We start from the raw sequence: 14,811 nt of genomic DNA on the forward strand, positions 1-14,811 counted from the left end.
GCTTGACCCAATGACCGTTAACCGCTAATATCGCTGTTGGAAAGTGGCACTATATGGCCCGAAATGAGTGGCACTATATGACCGAAATAGCCAACCCTGACGTATGCTTTGTACAGATCCCTTTTGTCCCAAGCCCAGAGGGGCAATATTTAATTAAAGATCTTATCATTCTATTTGCGGGAATTGCTATCGCTGAAACAGTTCATGAGAATTAATCGAATTCATAGAAGGCTTTGAGGCTGTCCGAAAACCTACCTGAGATTGATTATTTGGGGCTTCTCAAAAAGGCAGAAAAGCTTTTTCCAAAGCAAGGAGTATTTCTTTTTGTGTGAAAAAAAGGGAAGAATTTCGGTCTGACGCAGGGCGGGCTACAAAAAACACACCCTGTCTTCCCGGCCTTGAATGGGGGCGCGATAGCCGAAACAAGATCCAGTACAGACGCGACATGTCGCGTCTCAACGAGCTTCCACGCCTGCTGCAGGCTGCAGCGGGTGCCTCATTCTAGTTTTATCGCTTCCAACAGCTGCTGAAAGCGTCAGTTCTCCATTAAGTCCAGTGGATCTTCGGCACTGCCGATAATCGTTTCCATAGCATCGGTCAGGGTTACAAGACCTGTAATTTGATTATCTGCTTTTACCAGTGCCAGCTCATGATGCTTTTGCTGGAAATGGTCTATCAATTCACTGACCGCCATATCCTGTGAAACAATCATCTTTGGCCAGTCAAAATCGTCGAGTTCCTTATCGTTTGCGATTAACTCCTTACTGTTGGCCGCTATCTGCGGGGTGTATAAAATACCTTTAAAGTCATCAACAGTTTCGCCAACAAGGGGATAGCGAGCGTGCATATGACCGCGCATAATATCCAGGTTTTCCTGAAATGAATTTTCTGTACTCAGGCTTATAATTTCATCCCGCGGAATCATAATGTCTTTTACTGTCAAATTATCAATATTTAAGGCGTTTATTACCTCCTCTCTGCGGTCGCTGGAAACACCCCCTGTTTTAAGAAGATTGATCATTTCAGAGCGGATATCACCCGAACCAGGAGAGGATTCCTCCTTAATCCAGGTTCGTTCCATTTCAATGCCAAATAGCTTGAGAGTGGCCTTGGTAACGCGGTCGCCGAATATCAGCAGCGGGTAAATGGCGTATGTCCACCAGTAGAGAGGATATGCAGAATATCGAGCTACTGTTTTCGCACGCTCCACCCCCAGGTAGGTCGGAGCCTGTTCACCCCAGATGGTGTGAACGAGATTTATGATAGAGACGGACAGTATGATGGAGATTGTATGTGATGAAACGGGACCGATCGTTATGGCCGGCATCAGCAGCTCAATTAATTCCGTTACCGCAGGCTCGGCAATAACACCCAGCAAAATACTGGTTGTGGTAATCCCGATTTGACAAGAAGTAAGGTATATTTCCAGCGTCCTGGTCATTTCCCAGGCACGCTTCAGGCCGCTGTTGTCACCCAGCTCGCTACGGTCGTATTGCCTCAGACGGGTTAGCGCAAATTCAGCAGCAACATAAAATGCATTTAATAGCAGAAGGATAACACCGCCTGATAACCGCAAAAATAATTCCATACAATATGTTATGTAATTTCCTGATTGCCGTTTGTGGTGTTAACAATTATGGTCAATGGATATTATCGTAACTGGTTTTCGTGGATTAAATAGTTGTCTTGCCATCTTCCATTCCATGAGTGTATCTTGTACCACTGTCATCAAAACTTTTCCCGGGCCGACCAAAAAAGTATTTGGGATGATCACCTGGAGATATTAACAATAGATCTTAAATGATTGTCATTCTTTTTCTTGCCGGTTTGGCTTTCCTAATCATCGGTGCAGAAATGTTAGTGCGCGGAGCCTCCCGAATGGCTGCCGTCGTGGGTATTTCCCCCCTGATAATTGGCTTAACGGTAGTGGCTTTCGGTACCAGCTCTCCAGAACTTGCCGTCAGTATAAAATCCGCGCTGTCGGGACAAGGCGACATTGCGCTCGGGAATGTGGTTGGAAGTAATATCTTCAACGTGCTTTTTATCCTGGGCCTTTCGGCAATGATCGTGCCCTTGCGTGTTTCGCAGCAATTGATTCGGCTGGATGTTCCCCTGATGATTGCCCTGTCGGTCGTGATTCTGCTGGCTGCTTTGGATCGAAATATTGGTCAAGTAGACGGCGGACTGCTGCTGGCAGGACTTTGCCTGTACATCGCTTTTTTAATTTACCAGGGTCGAAAAGCCTCCAATACGAATTTAACTTCTGATAAAAGAAGTTCTGACGAAGATAATGCCAACGTAAACTGGGTTCGTGATGTGTTCTATGTGGGAGGGGGTCTCATCCTTTTGGTAATCGGCTCGCGCTGGCTTGTCAATGGCGCAATATCGTTTGCCCAGTATTTGGGAGTCAGCGAAGTGGTCATCGGCCTGACCATAGTTGCCGCCGGTACCTCACTGCCCGAAGTGGTAACCTCTTTGATTGCAGCTGTTCGAGGCGAACGAGATATAGCCGTTGGCAATGTTGTGGGAAGCAACATATTCAACATTGTCGGCGTGCTGGGTCTTGCAGGTATATTTGCACCTGCCGGTATCGGAGTGTCCGAAGGGATCTTCCGTTTTGATATCCCGGTCATGATTGCCGTTGCTTTTGCCTGTCTTCCCGTCTTTTTCACAGGTGGAGTAATCAACAGGTGGGAGGGAGCTTTATTAGCAGGGTACTACGTGGCCTATACCTTGTACCTGGTGCTGGCTGCGACCCAACACGAGATCCTGCCGACGTTTAGTACTGCCATGCTCTGTTTTGTAATCCCGATATCTTCGGTCACCCTGCTCGTGATAGCTATACGGGAGTTTAGCGGAAAAGATAACACAGGGTAGTAATGCCGATTATTATATATAAAACCTGGTTCGAGAAAGATATTAAAAAATCAGTGCTTCTATAAAAAAGTCATGAACGCTTGTTCCAGACAAGGAGTGTTCTTTTTGTGTAAACAAAATGAAAAATCACAGGCCGGAAATTGAGAATGAAAAACAAAGAATTATGAACCCCAAGGACCTCGCATAAACCGGTGAAAGCACCAAATCCCAGCAGGAATATTTTCGGGTCTGGCAAGATGGGGGCGACAAAAATGCACCCCGCTTCCCGGACTTGAATGGGACAAGGAAGCCAAAACAAGATCCAGTACAGAGGCGACAGGTCGCATCTCAACGGCTCCCGCGCCTGCGGCCGGAGCGGGGCCATTCCCCGCCCTGATCTTTTCTTTTAAGGCTTCTTCACTATCCTAAGGATTCAGATTGCCAGGAACAGATTATCCGGGCACAGTGACTTCATCTTTCGCGGCCACCTCCTGCTTTTCTTGCCCGATATAAGAAATGGTATTACCTGCTTTCGGGTCGATGACAGTGAGGTATATCCATTCATGCTCTACCAGGTTACCCAGCGAGTTGCGATGCTCACGAAGAATGGATTCTACCCATTCTTTGGGTGCATGGACAAGCACTGTTAGGCGGAGCGGAAAATGTTGCAGCTGGAAGTCATCCACCTGCAACGACTCTTGCGGTAATCCAGGCCTGAGATCTCCGCCATTTCCCTGTACCACGCCATATTTTCCTGTCACATTTTGGGTCACTTTACTGCCACCACCAAAATGGTCATTATCCACCGTGGAAAAATAGTAGTGGTTGTTGATCCACTGGGTCACGACCATGGGGCCTTGTAAAATGCCAGCCAGCTGCTCGCCATCCGTATCCTTTCTCCAGTTATAAGAGTGTAGGAAGCTGCGGGCTTCAAGATTGAGGTTGGAGGTCATCTCGCGTGGACCAATGATAAATGAGGCATTGCCGGCCAGTCCCCATTCCGGCCTGGTTTCCGCCCAGTCTGCCGCTCGGCGACCCGCTTCTCTTTTGACATCCTGGGGATCTGCCGAAATCATATTAAACTGTTCCATATTTGCGTAATCTTGAGCCGTGGACAGGTTTTTTTTCAAATCGGTAATTTGTGCCCGAACATGCTCAGGCACTTGCTGATCAAACAGTTCAATAGCATTCGTTGTGGTGTTGTGTTCTGCCGCCAGGAACCACGTTCCATCGGGTATGTGTATGCCATGCTCTTCTGCCAGTAGTTTGCGTACGCCGGGGTCATTGCAGATTTGGGCCATCACACGTGCATTGTGGCGCCCCTTGTTGCCGGCACAAGCCCCGCAGTCCAGGCTGGAGCCAAATGGGTTGTTTGCAGTATCGCTGCCGTGGCCTGCCCAGACTACCAGCGGAGCAAATTCTTGCCACCCCATGGCACTAAATGCAGACTGGGCAATTTCCGCCTTTTCTGCGGTTGAAAGGTTCGGCTCGGCAACGGAGTTCTCCGGTGATTTGTACGACAAGGAGACATCGCTGAACCATTCCGGGTGACCGGTATGCGCCGAAATGCGTTCAAAAAATCGATGTACCAGGTCCGGTGCAAGTGTCTTAAACAGCAGGGCCGTGCCGTAGAACAATCCTGCAGATTCGACATATCCAAATGAGGCCGGTACATTATTTTTAAGGGTAAATCGAAATCTTTGTAGTGTCTTTTTGAGATTATTATAAAAGTTGAATCTTTCAAGTTTCTCTTTTGACTCCGTGGTCGTCGTTTCAGTAGCCACAAATGCCGATTCCAAAATCGGCGGACAAGATTTATTCGTGATATTTTTTTCGGGGTGTTTGTAATCCATCGGGATCCCAAAAAAGCCGGCATACCCGAAGGTTTGGTAAGGCCCCGCCTGTTCCACCGCACGTCGGATGCGTTCGGAGCGGGTATCGATGCAAAATACAAGCTGGGCATCAGGCGATTGGTTGTGCTGGGACTGCCCATTGAGATGCTGTGAGCTGACCTTTTCAAACAGCTGCTCCTGGTAGGTGTGTTCCATCGCTTTGAGCCAGGCCGCCTTGAGGTTATCCTCTTCTTTTAGCAGTTGGTCATCGCGTACTTCATCATCCGGCATCATATCCTTCTGAAACAGAAAGCAAATGGACAGGCGAACAGCAAGGTAGTCGACCAGGGAAACCGGGCTCACATTCTGCCAGTCATTTTCGTTGCCGGAACGGTACGCTATATAACCGGTCCACCCCGGTAACGCCAGCAGGTGATGTTTGAATATACACCTCCAGGCATCGGTATTGTATTCTTTGAGAAGGTGCTGGAGTGTTGTCACAGGGGTTTCAGGCAGCATGCTGATCTGTCCCCTGTTTGGCAGAGTAACGTCGAGATATGCGATATTACGCCACGCCCTGTAAAATCCCTGTTGACGATCGGGCATACTCCATTCCGTTGACCCTTGATCCATAAACACCGCAAGCCATTTTATCAAGTGACGGTCTACCTCATCGAGTATCCGCTCGTTTGAATGTTGGGCTTCAAGCACCTTCATTCTTTCCAGCGATTCTCCCGCGGTAAGGGTGATGTCCTTTTGCAGAAGATGTTCTTCAATTAATTCGGACTTAATCTGATTTCGTTTCCAGGCCTGCTTAAAAACCGACGCGGAGGGATATCCATTAATCGAAATATGGTCCCGAATATTGGATATCGCTTCCTCAAAATGCAGGTCTTCAAGGCCGCTTAAGGGATTAGAGGTCACAAAGGAATACAGGGGCCAGTTTTGCACAAGTTGCTCCGAGAGTTCCTGTATGAGGGATGTAATGGATTGTTCGTTCATCTACTGAAGTATGGTGTTGGATTTGGGTTGGGAGATATTTAGCAGGTGCACGTACAGTCGTCTGGATTTTCTGTACAACTTTAATTCGATGGTGATAAATGTAGCGAGGTAAAGGATTCCAATGATTACCTGATCCGAGGCGATGGGCAGCGGGATTTCCGCCATCGGCATTCCGCTCAACAAGCTTGAAATACCATTAAAGATTAAGGCGTACCCCAAAAGAGCTGGTACTATGACAATGGGGAGCATCAAGAGTTTGGCACCTGCAGACAGGCCGGTTTGCTTCAGCAGGTCCTGCGTACCGTGGATCACCGTGAGTACGATGACGAGCGTCAGAAATAAGCCGCTGTTAAGCTGTAATCCCTTACCTGTTGTATAGGCAAATAGCACGCCGCCTGCGAGCCCGCTCACAATGGTTACCGGGAGCTGCCAGCCACTCCAATGCTGTTCTTCTGTGGCATAGGGTGTTTCCTGGCTTACGCTGCTCCCCGACGAGAGAAAAAGGTATGCTTTGTAAAATCCGTGCAAAATGAGATGGGTAATGGCCGCCGAAAAAAAACCGAGACCACACTGCAGCAACATGAATCCCATCTGTGCAGTGGTGGAACAGGCCAGTTTCTGCTTGATATTGGCCTGTACAAACTTGCTGAATTTACCCACCAAAGCACCGATACCCCCGGCCAGTACCAGCACCCAGAGCAGATCTGTGATGAACAGCAGGGGAGCGGTACGCGTAAGCAAAATGGCCCCGGCGTTTACAAATCCGGCGTGCATAAGGGCCGAAGCCGGGGTGGGCGCCGTCATCGACGACATTAACCATCGCTGAAAGGGGAACAAGGCCGACTGTATAAACGCTGCCACAATTAACAGCAGTACAGCGATATATACCGTCAAATGACTGGTCGATTCGTCTCCGATTGCATTGATTATGGCAGATATACTCCACGTGTTAGCCTGTACTGCAAGCAAACCGAACCCCCCGGCCAGCAGGGATGTACTCAGTAAAAAGTACTTGCGGGCGTTTTTACGGGAAGCTGCTCCTTCCAGAACATGAGTGTATCCGCCAATTAGTTCGGCCATGCACAACCCCATACCCAGCCAGCCAGCCGTAAACAGCAGAATATGATCCGCAGTCACCATAAGGAAACCGGCCATCGTAAACAGCACGCAGTTTATGAAGAACCGGGAAAGCTTGGCGTGGCCCGCAAGATAGCGGCTCGAATAGCTTAGTACGATACCGCAAAACAGGGTCAAAACCGTGCTCATAAGCAGGCTTAGCTGATCAAAAACAATGATGCCCTCAATACGCCACTCAACAGGGCGAAACAGTGTAATAGCGGTAATAACCAGGAAGACCAGGAACAGGGTCCATATTACTTTTATAATGGCGTCGGAAAAAGATCTATTTTTTTCTGTTAAGCTTTCGGGTGCGGTGGATTTCATATGAGATTGATGATTAATAAAAAGTAAGTGCCTTTGAATTTTTCCACCGCAGAAGCTATTAAAGACTTATGATTAAGCATAATTAATATATTATATGGTTTATATAAATATTTATTTATGTACTCTTTGCTTTCTGTCTTTCGAACATCCGCGGTACGGGAAAACAGGATACTGCCACATTTTTCCTGCTAATATCCAAGTCAATGACAAGCTCTGAGTGCAAAAAATTTCCCGTTTAAATACCGGATCTGGAAGAATGAAACTTCATTTACTCACCGGTTCCCGGAACTTGAGTTGTACATTTGCCTGCAGCTCTGCCATCAATCCCTCTTCGTTTGCTTTTTCAAGCTCGGCCAGTATCTGTTTGCGAAGCTGCTGCAGCTCGTTAATGCGTTCTTCTGATTTGGGATCTGCCACGCCGGACCTCTCGTATGAATGCAGGTTTTTTTTGCTGTGAAATCTGAGTTTGCTGCTGATTAAACTCATCAATACCTCGCGGGCTTCCTCGGCAGTGAACATTCCGTTTACAAGTTCATAGCCTGTCAGGTTATTAACTTCCGTTTTCATGTCTGATATGTTTGGGTGATTTTTTGGGATTACTATTTTGCTTTCTTCCCTTTATCCGGCAACTACATTCCGAATCTCTTCACTAAAAGGGAATGATGCTTTTCAAACCACCCAACAATAAATTCTTTTTTATATTAATTAAAATTAATAATATTGATAATTAGCATTAACTATAATTTATGCAATGAATTTCACTCTGCATCAGCTGCAAATATTTGGGATGGTTGCTCGTCATAAAAGTATGACGGAAGCAGCCCGGCAGTTACACATGTCGCAACCAGCCGTATCTATACAGATTAAACAACTGCAGGAATCTGTGGGCATACCGCTTATTGAAATAGTGGGACGCAGGCTTTATCTGACCAATGCGGGAGAACGGCTTTACGAAGTTTACAAGAGTATTACCCAGGAACTGGAATCATTTGATTCGGCTGTATCGCAGTTTCAGGGTGGGCTGAAGGGCACACTTTCCATATCCGCAGCTTCCACAGCCAAGTATTTTGTTCCCTATTTACTGGGGGAATTTCAACGCCGTTATCCGCTGGTGGAGATCAAGCTGAAGGTGACCAACCGTAATGAGGTACTTCATCACCTTTCTCAAAATGAGTTTGATCTGGCTGTCCTCACCCAGCTTCCTGAAGATGAATCTATTGAGGCGAAACCCTTCTTTGACAATCCACTCGTGATGGCCGCTCCCCCCGATCATCCTCTTGCCTATCGGGAACACATCGCCCTCGAGGAGCTGGCCAAGCAGACATTCATCTACCGGGAACTCGGTTCGGGTACACGCATGGTAATGGAACAGTATCTTAGAGACAAAGGCATCAATGTGAAGCCCGCGATGGAGCTGGGTACCAACGAGGCGGTGAAGCAAGCGATAATGGCAGGGATAGGAATCTCCGTGATATCCAGGCTCAGTATGGGGAATGAACTCTCCCTGAACCAGATTAGCATATTAAGTATCGACGATTTCCCAATTTTGACACGATGGCATGTGTTATACAACAAGAAGAAAAAGCTAACCCCTGTAACCCAAAACTTTCTCTCTTTCCTGCAGGAAAAGGACATTCAGCAATATACTCCATGAATCGATACAACTGAATAACTTCTGCAAGGGAATTCAGGTAAACTCTCTTTTCCCGTTTAGGCTGGCCTGGCAGGTTCCCAAAACGTGACAGGTCTTGCGCAGCTACTCCCTTTTCTTTTTATCCCCAGGCGTCTTCAACATGCCTCCCACGGTCTGGTCCTCCTCCCGGTCAAACTCATCCAGCCCTAGTCGAATGTTTTTTGGATTGGGATTCAGCCGGAAGGTGCGGGCCAGCCGGTCCCAGAACGAAAACAGGGAGCTGTAGTTGGAATCGGTCTCCGGCTGCCAGCGGGAGTGGTGTACGCGGTGCATGTTGGGAGAAACGATGACGGCCCGCAGGGAGCGATCCACCTGTGCCGGAATATTAATATTGGAGTGGTGGAACTGCACCACGGCAAACATCAGCGTCTCGTACAGTACCAGCTCCCACAGGTAGATGCCGAACAGGGCGATCAGGGGAATGCGAAACAGCGAGGAGAAGAAGATCTCCCCGATGTGAAAGCGGTTGGCGGTGGTCACGTCCATGTTGGGATCGGAGTGGTGGACCCGGTGGAAGCGCCAGAAGAACGGTATCTCGTGGTTCATGCGGTGCCATGCGTAACTCCATGCGTCAAAGAGGAGCACCGCACCCGCGGCATGAATCCATCCCGGCAGGCCGAGCCCATCCTGCAGCCAGTGCATCATCCCGAACCGGTAGTCGTCGGCCCAGACCGAGGCGGCAAACCAGAGTCCCACAAAAACGACGGCTATCAGAGCCGAATTGAGTGCCCCCATAACCAGGTTGCGCACCGCGTGTTTGCCCCGGTCTTTAAAAGATCCACGAAAATGCTCGTAAAACGGGTGCAGGCTCTCCCATAAAAACAGCAGGAGCAGTCCTGCCAGCATGGCGATCACTTGTGATTGTTGCAGCGCTGCGAGTAATGATTGCATAGCGTTGGTTGGTTATTGGTTACCAGTAATTCGTTATTCGTTATCAGTTGTTAGGAATTAGTTATTGGTTTAACCAAATAACCAATAACAAATAACTAACCCGCGCCTTCGCTGCGTTTGCCCGGGCGGCTCATAAATCCATAGGCCGGAGGGATAAAACCCAGTCTCACCGGCAGCCCCAAGTCCAGAAAATCCCTGCTACTGGTGCCAGCAACGTCTGCCAACGTTGATAAGCAGAAGCCTGAATGAAGCTCCCTCAAGAACAACATCTGGGATTTTATGGTGAGTGTTGCCGGTTCATTTTTTGCTCATTCAAAAAATGAACACCAGATGCAAGGATTACCGGTTGTTACCGTCTTTCAGGGTAGCGATGGTTCCTGCCCGCCGCACCATATGCACATAATTGGCAAAAACCCATAAAACCTTGTATTTCGTTCACCCAATTTATCCGCTAAAGCATCGTCACGCATAAAATTATCTTGTTAAAAGAAGCCCTGTTCAGATTAACCTGCAACCGAGGCATCCAGCTTGGGCAGTAGCGTTTCCTTTATATAGGGCTTCACGCCCTGCCGTCCGGTGAGTTTCAGCCACACCGGATTATGATCCGGTGGAATTGTTAACGTAAATTCGAAGAACGGGCAGCACAGTCGTTCCCGGGCTATGAAAGCACCAGCCCGTGAAATAATATCGGTATCGGCTGGAAGCTTAAACGAATATCCGTTCGGGGTCTCCCGAATCTCGCTGATCGCCTCGAAGACCGCCCGGCCGTTCTCGCGGTGTTCTTCAATCTCATTATCATCAATTGCTGAAAAGTCACAAGCGATAGGTGGCCGGCTGCTCATATCGATAGCGTGTTAGTGATCGAAATTTCAACTCATTTGCATGATAACATATTTTAGACAACTATTCAATTGATTTATTGAATAGTTGTCTATTGCTTACTATATTGACGGTGCATCATTCAGGAAAACCAACAGAGCGACATGGAAAAACGGACCTTCAAAAACAAAGTCTATCAGCAACTGGCCAACATTGTAAAGGCGATGTCGAACTCCCACCGGCTGGAAATCCTGGAACTGCTGGCCCAGGGGCGGTTTTCGGTAGCAGAGATTGCCGAAGAAACCGCCATCTCCGGGGCGAATGCCTCCCAGCACCTGCAGGTGCTCAAACAGGCGCAGCTGGTCAGCACACAGCGCGAGGGCAATCACGTGTACTACGGGCTGGCCGGGGAAAGCGTATATAAGGCGTGGAAGGCGCTCCGGGATCTGGGCATAGAACGGGTAGCCGAAATTGAGCGCGTGCTGCGCCAGTTCCGGGAGTCACGCCAATCCCTGGAAACGCTGTCGAGCGAGGAGTTGGCCGAAAAGATGAGGGGCGGGGACATTACGGTTATCGACGTGCGCCCGAAGCATGAATTTGAGGAGGGACACATTGCCGGGGCGGTGAATATCCCGGTTGAGGAGCTCTCGGAAAAGTTGGATGAGCTGCCGGATGACCAGGAAATCGTGGCCTATTGCCGGGGACCGTTCTGCGTGTTTGCCGATGATGCGGTCGAGCTGCTCCGGGAGAAAGGATTTAATGCCAAGCGGCTTGATGAAGGTTATCCTGAATGGATGCTTGAAGAGCTTCCGATTGAATATTTGAATAATAAATAGAAAGGCGAATTGTAAACTTTAGCGATCATGAGATCACTCACTGTCACACTTGTATTCGCATTGATTGCATTATCAGCACAACCCATTAGCGCCCAGGACAAGATGAAACGCTAAATAATAGGAACATGACTAAGAATCCCTTTAACGACATTGCTGAAGAATATGACGCCTGGTTTGAGGAGCACTCCGTGCTCTACCGGTCGGAGCTGGAAGCCCTGAAAACCTTCATCCCCCGGGAGGGCAAGGGGCTGGATATCGGCACCGGCACCGGGCGGTTTGCCGACGAGCTGGGGATCACTACTGGAATCGAGCCGGCTCCCAACATGGCGGATCTGGCCCGAAAGAAAGGCATCCAGGTGCAGATAGCCCGAGCCGAGGAGCTCCCCTTTGCCGATGAGTCGTTCGACTTTGCCATGATGGTCACCATCGATTGTTTCCTGGATAATCTGGAGGCCGCCTGCCGGGAGGCCCATCGCGTCCTGAAGCCCGGCGGGCGTCTGGTGATCGGCATGCTGGACAAAAACGGGGCCATTGCCCGGCATTATCGAAATACAAAGGAATCCGGGATTATCTACAGCCGGGCCACCTTTCACACCCCCGACCAGACAGCAGCCCACCTCAGGAAGGCGGGCTTTTCCGACATCGAGTTCCGGCAGACGCTTTTTAGTCCGGAACCCGAACAGGTGGAGCAACCCAAACCGGGATATGGAGAAGGAAGTTTTGTCGTAATCAAAGCAAGCAAACACAATGAGTAAGAACCTACTTTTCGACAAACAGGATTACGAGGAAGAATCGGTCTTCAAACCGGAAAACCTGCTGCGGGAGGCCCGGCGACAGAAATCGTTGCCGGAATGCGAGATCCCGGATATCTGCCTGCTGGAACCCGACGGGGATATCGTAACGTATCTTAACAGAAGCGGCAGAGCTTCGGTCAACCGCTGCTGGGCGGGGTATCACACGACGATGCATGAATTCGAGCTGGGTGGCCGGACGGTTGGCATTATCGGGCAGGCGGTCGGTGCTTCGTTTGCAGTGCTGGTGGCCGAGCAGATGTTCGCCAGCGGGTGCGAGCTACTGGTTAGCATCACCTCGGCCGGGACGATCACACCGCCACCGGACGGCAAGCAGTTTATCCTGATTGAGGAGGCCCTGCGGGATGAGGGCACAAGCTGCCATTACCTGCCGCCTGGGAAACCGGCGCTGCTAAACCGTGAGTTGCTGGAAAATATGAAGCCGCTCCGGTCCCACCCTGAATTGTCGGTGGGGATTGGGAAAAGCTGGACAACGGATGCGCCCTACCGGGAAACCGCATCTGCCATTGAATACGCTGAGCGACAACAGGTAAACGCCGTAGAAATGGAGGCGGCTGCGCTTTATGCCTTTGCTGAATATCGGCAGCAACAGGTAGTTTGCTTTGCCCATCTGACCAACACTATGGCCCGGGAGACCGGAGACTTTGAAAAGGGTCTCGAAAACGGGAGCATTGCCTCATTGAAGCTCATAGAAAAAGTCATCGAGAATATTAACAGGTAATACGTTTCCAAAAGCAAACGACACATATGAAGACAGGCAGTAAACATAGCAGCAAGGTGAGCCTCGGCCTGAAAGAAAACTGGAAACAGTTCACGCTGCTCGTCATCATCAACGGGTTTGTCGGCGGCATGGTCGGCCTGGAGCGGACCATCCTGCCCGAAATTGCCGAAGTGGATTTTGGTATGGCGGCCAAGACAGCCATACTCTCCTTCATCGTTGTATTCGGTATCGTCAAAGCCGTGTCCAATTTTTATGCCGGGGCGCTGGCCGACCGTATCGGCCGCCGAAAGCTGCTGATTACCGGCTGGCTGTTTGCCCTGCCGGTCCCCTTTATGCTGATGTATGCGGGGAGCTGGAGCTGGATTATTGCCGCCAACGTCCTGCTGGGCATTAACCAGGGGCTGGCCTGGTCGAGTACCGTGGTCATGAAAATCGACCTGGTAGGCGAGCGTAATCGCGGCCTGGCAATGGGTTTGAACGAGTCGGCCGGTTACGCCTCGGTAGCCCTCGTAGCCTTCGCCACTGGCTGGGTTGCCTCCGAATACGGCCTGCGTCCCTACCCGTTTTATATCGGTATCGGTCTGGCCGGACTGGGACTGCTGGGGAGCTGGCTGCTGATCAAAGACACCATCCACCACGTCCGGGCCGAATCCGAAACCTCGACTGTTCCCAGGCTCAAACGCCTGTTTGCCGAAACCTCGTGGAAGCACCCCAACCTGGGGTCGGTCACCCAGGCCGGGCTTGTCAACAACTTGAATGACGGGCTGGTATGGGGTCTGCTGCCGATTCTGCTGGCTGATCTGGATTTTTCGCTGGGGCGTATTGGCGTGATTACCGGCATTTACCCGGCCATATGGGGTGTCGGACAACTTGCTACGGGTAAAATGGCCGATCACCTGTCAAAAAAGAAGATGCTGTTCTGGGGTATGCTGCTGCAAGGGGTGACCCTCGTGCTGATGGGGTGGGCCGTCAGCTACCTTCAGTTTATCCTGCTCTCCTTTACGCTCGGGCTCGGTACCGCCATCGTGTATCCGACCTTCCTGGCCGCCGTGGCCGATAACACCCATCCGGGGCAGCGGGCGCAAAGCATTGGCATATTTCGGCTGTGGCGGGATTTGGGTTATGCCATCGGTGCCCTGCTTACAGGTGTTCTTGCCGACTGGTTCGGGATTTATACGGCGGTGTTTGCTATCGGAGCGCTCACATTTGCCTCGGCCTGGGTGATCCAGTTACGAATGAGAGAGAAACGTTACACACAAGAATCGAAATTGTAGTTTTGAACAAAGTTAGGTCTTAATATTTGACCAACGCTATGGTCAATATTTTTAATGGGGGATTAACTTCCGTAAATCTTAAAAGACGTCAAACGCCCTAATGCATTTTTTACTCTTAAAAGTAAACCGATTTTGTACCTACTTGATTTTAAGTCAGTATGTTATTTATCATAAACAATTAGCGTAAATATTTTTCCGCAAGAGACATACTTCATGTACCTATATTAGGGAATCTTGGCACCTTTTTTATGTGATATTTCAGCCTATCAGGAAAATCCTGATAGGCTGAAATATGCTTATCCTACAACGGCTTTTGTGTGTAATTGTACCGGAGATGGGAGCTTCGTTTGCGATATTGTCGAAGGCTACCAAGTAGTTAGCTTTCAATCTCTCAAAATTTATTTGACTCTCGAACATGGTACAGGGCCTATATTACAGACGAATTGTATTCTGTAATAAACAAGAGGAATTGTTACGCCACTTAAAACTCAAAAAAAAGAAGTTTACCGGAGCCCCGATGATAGTTGCGGCTGCGAAGTCCCCATAACCAAAGGAGCAACCAGCAACTGCTCGGGAACTCAAAATCCGACATGTTACTGTAGTAAACCATGAAAAAACCGGAGATTAAAAAG

The 14,811-nt window shown here is 49.4% G+C and carries 14 protein-coding genes; 8 read left to right on the forward strand and 6 right to left on the reverse strand.

Annotated elements, in window-relative coordinates:
• Positions 1-77: 77 nt before the first annotated feature.
• The gene (locus ACG2E4_RS10880; RefSeq protein WP_395276558.1) at positions 78-215 is read left to right on the forward strand and encodes a hypothetical protein; all 138 of its coding nucleotides are present in this window, start codon (positions 78-80) and stop codon (positions 213-215) included.
• A gap of 113 nt (positions 216-328) precedes the next feature.
• Positions 329-505: a hypothetical protein gene (locus ACG2E4_RS10885; protein WP_395276559.1), complete on the forward strand. Its 177-nt coding sequence runs from the start codon at positions 329-331 to the stop codon at positions 503-505.
• A gap of 30 nt (positions 506-535) precedes the next feature.
• On the opposite strand, the gene ACG2E4_RS10890 is transcribed toward ACG2E4_RS10885, so the two are convergent.
• On the reverse strand, positions 536-1,588 hold the full coding sequence (locus ACG2E4_RS10890; protein WP_395276560.1) for a CNNM domain-containing protein: 1,053 nt from the start codon (positions 1,586-1,588) through the stop codon (positions 536-538).
• Positions 1,589-1,800: 212 nt separating this feature from the next.
• On the opposite strand from ACG2E4_RS10890, the gene ACG2E4_RS10895 reads away from it, so the two are divergent.
• Positions 1,801-2,877, forward strand: coding sequence for a calcium/sodium antiporter (locus ACG2E4_RS10895; RefSeq protein ID WP_395276561.1), 1,077 nt, complete (start codon positions 1,801-1,803; stop codon positions 2,875-2,877).
• A 431-nt stretch (positions 2,878-3,308) separates the two neighbouring features.
• On the opposite strand, the gene ACG2E4_RS10900 is transcribed toward ACG2E4_RS10895, so the two are convergent.
• From ACG2E4_RS10900 to ACG2E4_RS10910, 3 genes are all read right to left on the reverse strand, one after another.
• Entirely contained in the window at positions 3,309-5,690 is a 2,382-nt protein-coding gene (locus ACG2E4_RS10900; protein ID WP_395276562.1) for a DUF2309 domain-containing protein, read from the reverse strand.
• A complete protein-coding gene (locus ACG2E4_RS10905) occupies positions 5,691-7,133 on the reverse strand; it encodes a proton-conducting transporter membrane subunit (RefSeq protein WP_395276563.1) in 1,443 nt (480 codons plus the stop codon).
• A gap of 264 nt (positions 7,134-7,397) precedes the next feature.
• Complete coding sequence (locus ACG2E4_RS10910) at positions 7,398-7,700, reverse strand: hypothetical protein (protein ID WP_395276564.1); 303 nt, start codon at positions 7,698-7,700, stop codon at positions 7,398-7,400.
• A gap of 184 nt (positions 7,701-7,884) precedes the next feature.
• On the opposite strand from ACG2E4_RS10910, the gene ACG2E4_RS10915 reads away from it, so the two are divergent.
• A complete protein-coding gene (locus ACG2E4_RS10915; RefSeq protein WP_395261660.1) occupies positions 7,885-8,787 on the forward strand; it encodes a LysR family transcriptional regulator in 903 nt (300 codons plus the stop codon).
• 102 nt (positions 8,788-8,889) lie between these two features.
• Here the strand turns inward: ACG2E4_RS10915 and ACG2E4_RS10920 are convergent, their stop codons facing one another.
• Together ACG2E4_RS10920 and ACG2E4_RS10925 are read right to left on the reverse strand one after the other, a co-directional pair.
• Positions 8,890-9,717, reverse strand: coding sequence for a sterol desaturase family protein (locus ACG2E4_RS10920; RefSeq protein WP_395276565.1), 828 nt, complete (start codon positions 9,715-9,717; stop codon positions 8,890-8,892).
• Positions 9,718-10,220: 503 nt separating this feature from the next.
• Positions 10,221-10,559 (reverse strand): hypothetical protein, encoded by a 339-nt coding sequence (locus ACG2E4_RS10925; protein ID WP_395261658.1) that lies wholly within the window; start codon positions 10,557-10,559, stop codon positions 10,221-10,223.
• A gap of 141 nt (positions 10,560-10,700) precedes the next feature.
• Here ACG2E4_RS10925 and ACG2E4_RS10930 point away from each other — a divergent pair, with 141 nt between their 5' ends.
• The 4 genes from ACG2E4_RS10930 (at position 10,701) to ACG2E4_RS10945 (ending at position 14,179) form a co-directional block, all read left to right on the forward strand.
• Entirely contained in the window at positions 10,701-11,372 is a 672-nt protein-coding gene (locus ACG2E4_RS10930) for an ArsR/SmtB family transcription factor (RefSeq protein ID WP_395276566.1), read from the forward strand.
• Between the two features lie 125 nt (positions 11,373-11,497).
• Positions 11,498-12,127 (forward strand): class I SAM-dependent methyltransferase, encoded by a 630-nt coding sequence (locus ACG2E4_RS10935; protein WP_395276567.1) that lies wholly within the window; start codon positions 11,498-11,500, stop codon positions 12,125-12,127.
• Positions 12,120-12,905 carry a nucleoside phosphorylase gene (locus tag ACG2E4_RS10940; protein WP_395276568.1) on the forward strand — a complete coding sequence of 262 codons (786 nt, stop codon included), beginning with the start codon at positions 12,120-12,122 and terminating at the stop codon, positions 12,903-12,905. The genes ACG2E4_RS10935 and ACG2E4_RS10940 overlap by 8 nt, the downstream gene beginning before the upstream one ends.
• Before the next feature lie 26 nt (positions 12,906-12,931).
• Positions 12,932-14,179 (forward strand): MFS transporter, encoded by a 1,248-nt coding sequence (locus ACG2E4_RS10945; protein ID WP_395276569.1) that lies wholly within the window; start codon positions 12,932-12,934, stop codon positions 14,177-14,179.
• The last annotated feature ends 632 nt before the right edge of the window (positions 14,180-14,811 follow it).

This window comes from Halalkalibaculum sp. DA384, from assembly GCF_043951955.1.
In the GTDB taxonomy this organism is placed as follows: Bacteria; Bacteroidota; Rhodothermia; order Balneolales; family Balneolaceae; genus JAMQKA01.

Bases quoted from the DNA above. Each gene is read 5' to 3' on its own strand.
- ACG2E4_RS10945 (WP_395276569.1), top strand. From the start codon at position 12,932: ATGAAGACAGGCAGTAAACATAGCAGCAAGGTGAGCCTCGGCCTGAAA.
- ACG2E4_RS10935 (WP_395276567.1), top strand. From the start codon at position 11,498: ATGACTAAGAATCCCTTTAACGACATTGCTGAAGAATATGACGCCTGG.
- ACG2E4_RS10915 (WP_395261660.1), top strand. From the start codon at position 7,885: ATGAATTTCACTCTGCATCAGCTGCAAATATTTGGGATGGTTGCTCGT.
- ACG2E4_RS10890 (WP_395276560.1), bottom strand. From the start codon at position 1,588: ATGGAATTATTTTTGCGGTTATCAGGCGGTGTTATCCTTCTGCTATTA.
- ACG2E4_RS10920 (WP_395276565.1), bottom strand. From the start codon at position 9,717: ATGCAATCATTACTCGCAGCGCTGCAACAATCACAAGTGATCGCCATG.
- ACG2E4_RS10880 (WP_395276558.1), top strand. From the start codon at position 78: ATGACCGAAATAGCCAACCCTGACGTATGCTTTGTACAGATCCCTTTT.
- ACG2E4_RS10895 (WP_395276561.1), top strand. From the start codon at position 1,801: ATGATTGTCATTCTTTTTCTTGCCGGTTTGGCTTTCCTAATCATCGGT.
- ACG2E4_RS10905 (WP_395276563.1), bottom strand. From the start codon at position 7,133: ATGAAATCCACCGCACCCGAAAGCTTAACAGAAAAAAATAGATCTTTT.
- ACG2E4_RS10900 (WP_395276562.1), bottom strand. From the start codon at position 5,690: ATGAACGAACAATCCATTACATCCCTCATACAGGAACTCTCGGAGCAA.
- ACG2E4_RS10930 (WP_395276566.1), top strand. From the start codon at position 10,701: ATGGAAAAACGGACCTTCAAAAACAAAGTCTATCAGCAACTGGCCAAC.
- ACG2E4_RS10925 (WP_395261658.1), bottom strand. From the start codon at position 10,559: ATGAGCAGCCGGCCACCTATCGCTTGTGACTTTTCAGCAATTGATGAT.
- ACG2E4_RS10910 (WP_395276564.1), bottom strand. From the start codon at position 7,700: ATGAAAACGGAAGTTAATAACCTGACAGGCTATGAACTTGTAAACGGA.
- ACG2E4_RS10940 (WP_395276568.1), top strand. From the start codon at position 12,120: ATGAGTAAGAACCTACTTTTCGACAAACAGGATTACGAGGAAGAATCG.